This window comes from Microbacterium sp. GbtcB4, from assembly GCF_019091465.1.
Lineage (GTDB): Bacteria > Actinomycetota > Actinomycetes > Actinomycetales > Microbacteriaceae > Microbacterium > Microbacterium paraoxydans.
The window spans coordinates 335,538-345,888 of sequence record NZ_JAGXJJ010000003.1; the positions used below are offsets into that span (position 1 = coordinate 335,538).

The 10,351-nt window shown below is 70.4% G+C and carries 8 protein-coding genes and 1 tRNA gene; 2 read left to right on the top strand and 7 right to left on the bottom strand.

The window, feature by feature from the left end; all coding sequences use genetic code 11:
• Positions 1–188: 188 nt before the first annotated feature.
• From rplA to KVS71_RS07600, 5 genes are all read right to left on the bottom strand, one after another.
• Positions 189–878 carry a 50S ribosomal protein L1 gene (gene rplA, locus KVS71_RS07580; RefSeq protein WP_025102336.1) on the bottom strand — a complete coding sequence of 230 codons (690 nt, stop codon included), beginning with the start codon at positions 876–878 and terminating at the stop codon, positions 189–191.
• A gap of 11 nt (positions 879–889) precedes the next feature.
• Positions 890–1,321 carry a 50S ribosomal protein L11 gene (gene rplK / locus KVS71_RS07585; protein WP_025102337.1) on the bottom strand — a complete coding sequence of 144 codons (432 nt, stop codon included), beginning with the start codon at positions 1,319–1,321 and terminating at the stop codon, positions 890–892.
• 284 nt (positions 1,322–1,605) lie between these two features.
• Positions 1,606–2,640: a transcription termination/antitermination protein NusG gene (nusG, locus tag KVS71_RS07590; RefSeq protein WP_217584254.1), complete on the bottom strand. Its 1,035-nt coding sequence runs from the start codon at positions 2,638–2,640 to the stop codon at positions 1,606–1,608.
• A 42-nt stretch (positions 2,641–2,682) separates the two neighbouring features.
• Positions 2,683–2,955 (bottom strand): preprotein translocase subunit SecE, encoded by a 273-nt coding sequence (gene secE / locus KVS71_RS07595; protein WP_025102339.1) that lies wholly within the window; start codon positions 2,953–2,955, stop codon positions 2,683–2,685.
• 39 nt (positions 2,956–2,994) lie between these two features.
• Positions 2,995–3,067, bottom strand: a tRNA-Trp gene (locus tag KVS71_RS07600).
• A 192-nt stretch (positions 3,068–3,259) separates the two neighbouring features.
• Here KVS71_RS07600 and KVS71_RS07605 point away from each other — a divergent pair.
• Both KVS71_RS07605 and KVS71_RS07610 read left to right on the top strand, forming a co-directional pair.
• A complete protein-coding gene (locus tag KVS71_RS07605) occupies positions 3,260–5,080 on the top strand; it encodes an HSP90 family protein (RefSeq protein ID WP_105950308.1) in 1,821 nt (606 codons plus the stop codon).
• A 28-nt stretch (positions 5,081–5,108) separates the two neighbouring features.
• On the top strand, positions 5,109–7,901 hold the full coding sequence (locus KVS71_RS07610) for a hypothetical protein (RefSeq protein ID WP_217584255.1): 2,793 nt from the start codon (positions 5,109–5,111) through the stop codon (positions 7,899–7,901).
• A gap of 62 nt (positions 7,902–7,963) precedes the next feature.
• On the opposite strand, the gene poxB is transcribed toward KVS71_RS07610, so the two are convergent.
• Together poxB and KVS71_RS07620 are read right to left on the bottom strand one after the other, a co-directional pair.
• Complete coding sequence (gene poxB / locus KVS71_RS07615) at positions 7,964–9,688, bottom strand: ubiquinone-dependent pyruvate dehydrogenase (RefSeq protein WP_060923243.1); 1,725 nt, start codon at positions 9,686–9,688, stop codon at positions 7,964–7,966.
• A gap of 40 nt (positions 9,689–9,728) precedes the next feature.
• Entirely contained in the window at positions 9,729–10,166 is a 438-nt protein-coding gene (locus KVS71_RS07620; RefSeq protein WP_105950310.1) for a pyridoxamine 5'-phosphate oxidase family protein, read from the bottom strand.
• Positions 10,167–10,351: the final 185 nt, after the last annotated feature.

Sequence of the window (10,351 nt, forward strand, 5' to 3'; positions counted from 1 at the left end):
GGGCGAGAAAGCGCGGATGCGAGTTTACGCGACGACCGCGGGAACTCCCCCACAGTACGCGGCGCCTCCGACCTTGCCCGCATCGGATGACGCCGGATGTCGGGGCGGCGAGGCCTCCGGGAACGCAGAACGCCCCCGAGGAGGACCCGGGGGCGTTCGGTGCGACGGGTGCGAGACCCGTCGACGCGTCAGATGGCGTTGACGTCCAGCGGGATGCCGGGGCCGAACGTGGTCGACACCGCACCCTTCTGGATGTAACGGCCCTTGGCGCTGGACGGCTTGAGGCGGACGATCTCCTCGAGAGCGGCGTCGATGTTCTCGTTCAGCTGCTCGGCCGAGAACGAGGCCTTGCCGATGACGAAGTGCACGTTGGCGTGCTTGTCGACGCGGAACTCGATCTTTCCGCCCTTGATCTCCTCGACGGCCTTGGCCGGGTTCGGAGTCACGGTGCCGGTCTTCGGGTTCGGCATCAGGCCACGGGGACCGAGCACCTTGCCGAGACGACCGACCTGGCCCATGAGCTCCGGGGTCGAGACCGCGGAGTCGAAGTTGGTCCAGCCGTCGGCGACCTTCTGGATGAGCTCGGCGCCGCCGACCTCATCGGCGCCGGCGGCGATCGCAGCCTCGGCCGCGGGGCCGGTGGCGAACACGATGACGCGGGCGGTCTTACCGGTGCCGTGGGGCAGGATGACGGTGCCGCGCACCATCTGGTCCGCCTTGCGCGGGTCGACGGCGAGCTTCAGCGCGACCTCGACGGTCGAGTCGAACTTCGCCGAACCGGTCTCCTTCGCGAGCGCGACGGCCTCGGACGGCGTGTAGAAACGGTCTGCCTCGATCTTCTCGGCGGCAGCCTTGTAAGCCTTGGACTTGGTAGCCATGATTATTCTCCTCAGCCCTCGACCGTGATGCCCATGGAACGGGCGGTTCCGGCGATGATCTTCGAGGCGGCCTCGATGTCGTTCGCGTTCAGGTCGGCCTGCTTCTGCTCGGCGATCTGACGGACCTGGTCCTTGGTGATCTTGCCGACCTTGACGGTGTGCGGGGTGGCCGAAGCCTTCTGCACGCCGGCGGCCTTCTTGATGAGCTCCGCCGCGGGCGGGGTCTTCAGGACGAAGGTGAAGCTGCGGTCCTCGTAGACGGTGATCTCGACGGGGATGACGTTGCCGCGCTGCGACTCGGTCGCGGCGTTGTACGCCTTGCAGAACTCCATGATGTTGACGCCATGCTGACCGAGCGCGGGGCCGATCGGCGGCGCCGGGTTGGCGGCACCGGCGTTGATCTGAAGCTTGATCAGGCCGGTCACCTTCTTCTTCGGTGCCATTCTCTTTCCTTTCCTCGAGGCGGATGCGAGCATCCGCTTCTCCCACGGCTCCGGCCTCTCCGGCCCGCGGTCGTCTGCGCGCCCTTCGACAAGCTCAGGGACCCATGCGGGCTATCGCACAAACCACGTAAGTCTACCTGATCTCTCCCCCGCTGGCGAGCCGGCCCCTTCCGTACGAGCCGGCCCGTTGCGTACGTCCGCAAGGGGCCGGGAGGCACGAAAGGGGGTGGGTCGACGGAAAAGAGAACGGCCGCCCCGGAGGGACGGCCGTTCTCGAGACAGTGTCAGATCATCTTGGTGACCTGGTCGAACGACAGCTCGACCGGGGTCTCGCGCTCGAAGAGGGAGACGAGGACCGTGAGCTTGCCGCTCTCCGGCTTGATCTCGCTGATCGAACCGGGAAGACCCGCGAACGAGCCCTCCTTGATCGTGATGGTCTCGCCGATCTCGAAGTCGACCTCGGCGGGAAGCGGGCGAGCGACGGCGACGCCGCCCTTGGCCGCGATGTTCTTGGCGGTCGGGACGTCCTTGACCTCGACGAGGGACTTCAGCATGTTGAAGGCCTCTTCGAAGCGCAGCGGCGTCGGGTTGTGGGCGTTGCCCACGAAGCCGGTGACGCCGGGGGTGTGCCGCACGACCGACCAGGTGTCTTCCGTGAGCTCCATGCGCACCAGCACGTAGCCGGGGATGCGCACACGGGTGACCATCTTGCGCTGGCCGTTCTTGATCTCGACGACGTCCTCCATCGGGACCTCGACCTGGTAGATCTCGTCCTCGACCTCGAGCGTCGACTTGCGCTGCTCGATGTTCGCCTTGACCTTGCGCTCGAAGCCGGCGTACGAGTGGATGACGTACCACTTGCCGGGGAGCATGCGCAGGTCCATGCGGAAGGCCTCGTACGGGTCTTCCTCGGAAGCCGACTCGTCGTCGTCGGACTCGGCGGCGGGACGGTCGTCCTCGCCGTTCACGTCAGGTCCCTCGTACGGGGTGACCTCGTCGGCCGCCTCGGCCTCCTGCTCCGCGACCTCCTCGGCCACGGAATCGTTGAGGACCTCGGCGGCGGCTTCGGACTCCGCGGCTTCGTCCAGGTTCAGAGCGTCGTTCACGATGGCGTCCGCCTCCGGGTCGTCGATGTCGATGTCGATGTCTTCCGCCTCCTGCTCGCCGTCCTCGTCCTCGACGTGGACCGCGACGTGCTCGGCAGAGGTGACCGAGAGCTCCTCGGCGGCGAGCACGTTGCCCTCCTGGGCCTCGTCCTCCTCGCTGGACTGCTCTGCGGCGGTCGCCCAGTCGGCGTCGTCGGAATATCGTTCAGACACGTTGCTTCTTCTCCATAGCTGCGGCTGTCGCCGCGGGGGTCATCAGCCAGGGATTCCGAACACGTAGTGCGTCAGGAGCCCGAAGACGTAGTCGAGACCGTAGACGATGCCCATGACGATCAGGACGAAGACGAGCACCACACCCGTGAACTTGAAAAGCTCCTTGCGGGTCGGGGTGACGACCTTGCGCAGTTCGGCGATGACCTGGCGGATGAACAGGGCGATGCCCCCGAAGAACCGGGAGAAGGGGTTGCCCTTCTTCTGGCGCGTGGCGCCGGCCGCGACGACGTCGCCGCGCGGTTCGTCCTGATCCATCCTGAATGTACCTTTCGTGTGTCAGCGTGCGCTGACGCGCAGGGCGGACAGGAATCGAACCTGCAACCTGCGGTTTTGGAGACCGCTGCTCTGCCAATTGAGCTACCGCCCTAGAGACCCGGAGGTCTCGGGGATGCCCTCCCCACCCTGCCACCGGCCGATGTCGTAGACGCCAGGCACGGCGAAAGAATGCAGAGAACAACTGCTCACCAAGCATACGGCATCGATCCGGTGGTGCCGAACAGGAAGCGGAACCCGCGTTGTTGCTAGGCTCGGCGGGCGGACGAAGCAGGAAGGGACGCATGTGAGTGGGGATGTGCAGCAGTTCCAGGTGGATCTGCGCGGAGTCGTCGATCTGCTCAGCCGGCACATCTACTCCAGTCCCCGGGTCTATCTGCGGGAGCTGCTCCAGAACGCGAGGGACGCGATCGCGGCGCGCCGTGAGGTCGACGGGGGCGGGAGCCGCATCCGCATCACGCCGCTCACCGCGCAGACCGGTGAGTTCGTGCTCCGCGACGACGGGGTGGGCCTGACCGCAGCCGAGGTCGCCGATCTGCTCGCGACCGTCGGACGCAGCTCCAAGCGGGACATCTTCGACCTCCCCCGGAGCGACTTCCTCGGCCAGTTCGGCATCGGGCTGCTGAGCTGCTTCATGGTCGCCGACACCATCGTCATCCGCTCCCGCAGCGCCAGAGGCGGACCCGCGGTGGAGTGGACGGGCAGCGCCGACGGCACGTTCCGCGTCGCGGAGATCGACGACGACCTGCCGATCGGCACCAGCGTGCACCTCGTGCCGCGCTTCGACGCCGACGAGCTGCTGCGGCCGGCGGCCGTGCACGAGCTCGCGACCACGTTCGGGGAGTTCCTCCCGGTGCGGGTGACCATCGACGCGCCGGGCGGGGACATCGACGTGACGCGCGAGCCGCCCTTCCTCGACCCCGCCGCCGACATCGAGGCGGCCGTGCAGTACGGTCGCGACCTGCTCGGGGCCGCCCCGCTGGACGTGATCCCGCTGAGCGAGCCGGCGACCGGGACGCAGGGCCTGGCGTACGTGCTGCCCTTCGCACCCCCGCCCGGCGCCCGCCAGGCGACCCGTATGTACCTGGGGCGCATGCTGCTGTCCGAGCGCGTCGACGACGTCCTGCCCGACTGGGCCTTCTTCGTGCGCGCCGTCGTCGACTCCACCGGCCTCGCGCCGACCGCGAGCCGCGAATCCCTCGTCGAGGACACGGCCCTGGAGCGCGTCCGGGAGCAGCTCGGCGCCGGGATCCGCCGCTGGGTGCTCGAACTCGGGCTGCGCGAACCGCATCGTCTCGCGCAGTTCGTCGCCGTGCACGAGGTCGGACTCAAGTCCCTGGTGCGCCACGATGAGGAGCTCGCGCGCTTCATCACCCGCTGGCTCACCGTGGAGACGACGCACGGCACGATGCGGATCGGCGAGCTCGTGGAGCGTTACCCTCACGTGCGCTACGCCCAGACCGTCGACGAGTTCCGCCAGGTGGCGGGCATCTCCCCCTCGGACGAGGTGCTCGTCAACGGCGGCTACCTCTATGACGCCGATCTGATCCGCCTGCTCCCCGACCTCTACCCGCAGGTCACGGTCGAGCAGGTCGATGTGACCGGGGAGCTCGATCGCCTCGACCCGCCGCCGCTCGACGACCGGGACATCGCGATGGCGTTGGAGTCCCGCGCCGGCGCCGTGCTCGCCGCCTCCGACTGTGCCGTCGTGGTCAGGGCGATCGATCGCCCCGAGCTGACCGGGCTCTACGTCGCGGATCCCGAGGTGCTGCGGACGATCGATCGCGGACGCACCAAGGGCATCGCGAGCACGCTCTGGGGCGGGGTGCTCGACCGCATCGACCAGACGCTCTCGTCCGCGCGAGACGACGACCTCACGGCGCGGCTGTGCCTGAACTGGTCCAACCGCGTCGTCCGCGCCCTCGTCCGCGTCGAGGACGACGCCGTGTTCGCGCGCACGGTCCAACTCCTCTACATCCAGGCGCTCCTCGCAGGTCACCACCCGCTCTCGGACGCCGATCGGGCGCTCATGACCAGCGCCCTCTCCGACCTCGTCTCGCTCTCCGCCGGGATCGAGGGGGACACGCTCCCCTTCGACGCGCGCTGACACCCCCGACTACCCGAAAGGGCCCTCCATGGCACGTCCGAAGAAGCGCTTCCAGCAGCTCATCGAGGAGATCGATCGCACCCCGTGGGGCCCGGCCGAGCAGGCCCTCGTGGCGGAGGCCGTCGCGCTGGCCATCGAGATCGGCGATGAACGGCTGGAGTACGAGGCCCGGATGCGCCAGACCGCCTCGGCGAACATGGTCGGGGCCACCGACGTCATGCTCAACTCCTTCGCCTGGTGCCTGGCGCATCACGACGCCGACCCGCAGCGGTTCCCCGCCGACCTCGACAACGGCGGGGCCGACCTCATGTGGCAGTTCAAGTGGATGGCGTCGTCCCTGCGCTCCTCCCCCGCCTTCTCGCAGGAGCAGATCGCGGCGGTGCTCGACGACATGGAGGCGCACTACCGCGCCGCAGGGCTCGGCCTCAGCGGCGTGCTGACCGCCCGCTTCGAGGACGCCTGGGATGCCGGTCGGTTCGACGCCGCCGAGGCCCTCCGGGTGCAGCTCGAGGCCACGCCGCGCGACGAGCACAGCCACTGCGATGCGTGCAGCCGCAGCCAGTTCGCGGGATTCTTCGCGGAGACCGACCGGGACGCCGACGCGATCCGCCTCGTCGAGGAGATGCTCGAGGGCGGGTTCTCGTGCGGCGAAGAGCCGGAGCACGCCCTGTCCCGCGTGCTGCTGCCGTATCTGCGTGCCGGTCGCGCGGAGGACGCGAAGACCGCGCACCTGCGCAGCTACCGCCTGGCGAAGGACAACCCGGACAACCTGCGCATCGTGGCCAACAACATCGTGTTCGCCGCGATCACCGGCAACGAGGCGCGGGCGCTGGCCCTGATCGAGAAGCACATCGCGTGGCTGGCCCACGACGGCCTCAACGTCGACGCGCACTTCGCCGCCCTCACCGCCTTCGCGGTCGCTCTCGACCGCGTCACCGCCGCCGGACACGGCGACACCCCGGTCCGCGGCGCCGACGCCCCGGCGCTCGTGCCGCTGCTGGGCGCGCACGACGGCCCGTGGAGCGCCGCCGAGCTCGCCGCGACCGCCTGGTCGACGGCCGAGCGCATCGGCGCACAGTTCGACGAGCGGGACGGCACTGACGGCCACGCCCGCAGCCTCGCCCGGATGCGCGCTCTCGCCGACGAGAGCTACGACGTCCCGATCCGCTCCGACGCGTTCGTCGCCCCCGCGCCGGCCACGACCCCGACCGACCCGGACGGCTGGTTCGAGCGGGCGATGCAGCTCGCGCAGTTCGGCGCCGAGCAGGAGACCCTCGCCGCCCTCCCGCACGCCCTGGAGATCGACGACGCCGCCAAGCGCGCGCAGCTCCTGTCGATGCACCTCGGCATCCTCGTCGCACTCGATCGCGTGGACGAGGCCGAGCGCCTTCTCCCCGAACGGATCGCCGCGCTTCGGGCCGCCGGGAACGACGCGCAGGCCGACCTCGAGGAGCGGCTCGGCCTGGCGACCTTCGGCCTGCACACCGACGAGACCATGGCGGCGCTCGAAGAGGAACTGGCCGAGGCCGACCGTCTTCCCGCGTGGTCGCGCGGCGATCTGGCGATCAGCCGCGCGTCGCTGCACCTCCGGGCGGAGGAGCCGGATGCGGCGCTCGACCTCGCCGAGCTCGCCGCGCGCTCGTTCGCGGAGGCCGAGGACACCCGGCTGTCCAACACCACGACCCTCGTGGCGATCGGCGCCGTGCTGAGCAAGGGCGACCTCGACGCCGGTCGCACGCTCCTCGACCGCTTCCTCTCCCAGGAGGACCTGTCCGCCGGACACCGGGCCCACGCGCTGCAGACCCGGGCCCGCGTACGCGGCGGCACGGGTGCGTACCAGGACGGGGCCGTCGACGCCGACGAGGTGTGCCGGCTGCTCGCCGAACTCGGCGCCACCCGCGCTCTCGCCGAGGCCCATGTGCTCGCGGGCGCGCTCTGGGAGGACGCCGAGGAGCCCGAGAAGGCCGTCGCCCGCTACCGTCTGGCCGCTCGCCTGCAGGACGACGGCGATCGCACCGGCGTCGACTTCCGGCTGGCCAGGGCGATGCTCCGCGCGGGAGACGCGGAGGAGGCAGCCGAGCTCTTCGGCGACGTGCTCCAACGCGAGGAGAACGCCGAGACTCCTGCGGGTTCGCGCGCCATGACCGCCTCGCTCCTGGCCCGGTCGCTCGCCGAGTCCGGCGAGTTCGGTCAGGCGGTCGGCGCACACGGCTACGCGGCCGAGCTGTTCGGGCAGGCGGAGTCCCACGCCGACCAGGCCATGGCCATGACGGAGCAGGCGAAGATCCTCGCCCGGTTCGAGGAGCACGACGACGCCGTCCGGCTGCTGGAGGGCGCTGCGGACATCGTGCGGCGTGCCCCCGAGGCCGTCGGCGCGCTGTCCGAGGTGCTGCACAGCCTCGGCCAGGCCTACGCAGGCCGGGGTGACGAGCGCGCCTTCCCGCTCTTCGACGAGGTCGCCGCGCTCGCCCAGGAGCATGAAGCCGGCTGGCTGCTCGCTGACGTGACCGACTCTCGCGGCCGCGCGCTCGCTCAGCTGGGCCGGACCGATGAGGCCGTCGCCGCGGCTCTCACCGCCGCCGACGGTTTCGCGGCGCTCGGCGACCAGGGCGCCGCCGGAAGCTCGGAACTCTTCGCGGGCCGGGTGCTCGCGGGGAACGACCGCCCGGCCGATGCCGTGCCGGTGTACCGGAGCGCCCTGGAGCATGCCGAGGGCTTCCCACCGCTGCGTCAGGTGGCGGCGCTGGAGCTCGGCGACATGCTGGAGGCACTGGGGCGGCACGCCGAGGCCGCAGAGGTCAGGGCACTCGTCGAGAGCTGACACGACACCGGCTCGGGATCCGGAGGGGGTCCCGAGCCGGCGTCACGTGGCGGAGGGCCGCGTCAGAAGAGCTGACGCCAGTTCGCCCGTGCGAGGTCGAGCAGCTCGTCGCCGCGACCCGACATGACCGTGCGGATGGCGTAGAGCGCGAAGCCCTTGACCTGCGCGGCCTCGATCGCGGGCGGCATGGACAGCTCCTGGCGCTCGGTCACGACGTCGAGGAGCGCGGGACCGTCGTGCGCGAGGACCTCGCGGACGGCCTCCGGCAGATCCTCGCTGCGCTCCACCCGACGGGCGAAGATGCCCATGGCCTCGGCGATCGCCGCGAAGCTGGGGTTGTCCAACCCGGTGCCGTAGGTGACGAAGCCGGCGGCCTTCATCTCCAGCTCCACGAAGTTCAGCGACGAGTTGTTCACCACGATCGTCTTGACCGGGAGACCGTTCTGGGTGAGCGTGAGCAGCTCGCCGAGCATCATCGCGAGGCCGCCGTCGCCGGCGAGCGCCACGACCTGACGATCCGGATGCGCGACCTGCGCGCCGATGCCGTGCATCAGGGCGTTCGCCATCGAGCCGTGCGTGAACGATCCGATCAGCCGGCGCCCCTCGGTCATGGACAGGTAGCGCGCGGCCCAGACGGTGGGCGAGCCCACGTCGGCGGTGAAGATCGCGTCGTCGGCGGCGTACTCGTCCAGCAGTCGGGCGAGGTACTGCGGATGGATGGGCCGCTTTCCCTTGGCCGGCACCGCGAGCTCGTCGAGCTTCTTCCGCGTCTTCCGGTAGTGGGCCACGGCGTCGTCGAGGTGGCCGCGGTCGTCCTTCCGCGCGAGACGGGGCAGCAGGGCTTCGGCGGTCGCCTTCACGTCACCGACGAGGCCGAGGTCGAGCGGGTGCCGCTTGCCGAGCTGGGACCCGCGGATGTCGACCTGGATGGTGGTCGCGTGCTCCGGGTAGAACTGCTCGTACGGGAAGTCGCTGCCGAGGACGAGGAGCGTGTCGGCGGCCTCCATGGCCCGGTAGCCGGACGCGAAGCCGAGCAGCCCGGTCATCCCGACGTCGAACGGGTTGTCGTACTCGATGAACTCCTTGCCCCGCAGCGCGTGGACGATGGGGGCTCCGAGCGCGTCGGCGAGCGCGATCACCTCGTCGTGCGCGCCCTCCACGCCGGCCCCGGCGAGGATGGTGACCTTCTTCGCCGCGTTCAGCATGGTCGCGGCCTTCTCCAGCTCCGGGCCGCTGGGCTGGATCAGCGGGCGGGTGCGCTCGATCACCACGGCGCGGTCGTCCGCGATCTCGGACAGCGCCACGTCACCCGGGATCACGAGGACGGCGACGCCGCGCTGCTCGATGGCCGCGCGCATCGCGATCTCCATCAGCCGCGGCATCTGCGACGGGTCAGCAACGTACTCGACGTACACGCTGCACTCGCGGAACAGCTCCTGCGGGTGGGTCTCCTGGAAGTACCCGGTGCCGATCTCGACGGTCGGGATGTGCGCGGCGATGGCCAGCACCGGCACGCGGGAGCGCTGCGCGTCGTACAGGCCGTTGATGAGGTGCAGGTTGCCGGGGCCGCACGAGCCCGCCACGACGGCGAGGTCTCCGGTGGTGCCGGCGTCGGCCGCGGCGGCGAAGGCGGCGGACTCCTCGTGGCGTACGTGCACCCAGCGGATCCGGCCGTCCTTGCGGAGGGCGTCCGTGAGTCCGTTCAGGGAGTCGCCCGGGATGCCGTAGACCCGGTCGACTCCGTTGGCGTTCAGAGTCTTGACGATGTTCTCAGCGACGTTGGCCATACCCCGACCCTACGCCCGCCGAGGCCTCCCCGGGCCGGGCTCAGTACTCCTGCGGGCCGTCCCGGTCGGGCTCGGGATCGCGCCGGAACGCGCGGCCGGACACCGACGCCGGGGCGATGCGCACGTACACGCGCTTGTCGGTCGGGATCCACGGACGCAGACCCGCCGCCTCCGCCCGCTCGATGTCGGCGTCGGTCTCCAGAGCCTCCGCACGCCCGCGCACGATGACGCTCCAGGCGGCGGTGTCCGTGTGGTCGTCGACCTCGAAGAGCACGTCGGCGTTGACCGTCAGCTCGAACAGCTTGCTCCCGGGGGCCGTGCGGAACAGGAGTCCTTCGCCGTCCACGGCATAGTTCACGGGGAAGATGTCGATGGTCTCGCCGACCCGGGTCACGAGCCGCCCGAGCTCCTGGCTGCGCAGGTGCTCCCAGCTCTGCTCCGCGGTGAGGGACTGGACCGGATCCGTGTGCGCACTCATGCCGCCATTGTGCCTCGTCTGTCCTCGACGCGCACCCCCGTCGACCCGGCCCCTCTCGTGCGAGCGGGCCCCCTGCGTGGGCCCCGCAGGGGGGCGCTCCGCCGCCAGGGGGGGGGGTGACGGGCCGGCCGGGCGGGTCAGCCTCTTGTTGAAGAACCCGTCGGGGGGCCGGGGGGGGAGGCCCC

Excerpts from the sequence above, each read along its gene's own strand:
- rplA (WP_025102336.1), bottom strand. The coding sequence starts at position 878 with ATGGCTACCAAGTCCAAGGCTTACAAGGCTGCCGCCGAGAAGATCGAG.
- secE (WP_025102339.1), bottom strand. The coding sequence starts at position 2,955 with ATGGATCAGGACGAACCGCGCGGCGACGTCGTCGCGGCCGGCGCCACG.
- poxB (WP_060923243.1), bottom strand. The coding sequence starts at position 9,688 with ATGGCCAACGTCGCTGAGAACATCGTCAAGACTCTGAACGCCAACGGA.
- KVS71_RS07620 (WP_105950310.1), bottom strand. The coding sequence starts at position 10,166 with ATGAGTGCGCACACGGATCCGGTCCAGTCCCTCACCGCGGAGCAGAGC.
- rplK (WP_025102337.1), bottom strand. The coding sequence starts at position 1,321 with ATGGCACCGAAGAAGAAGGTGACCGGCCTGATCAAGCTTCAGATCAAC.
- KVS71_RS07610 (WP_217584255.1), top strand. The coding sequence starts at position 5,109 with ATGGCACGTCCGAAGAAGCGCTTCCAGCAGCTCATCGAGGAGATCGAT.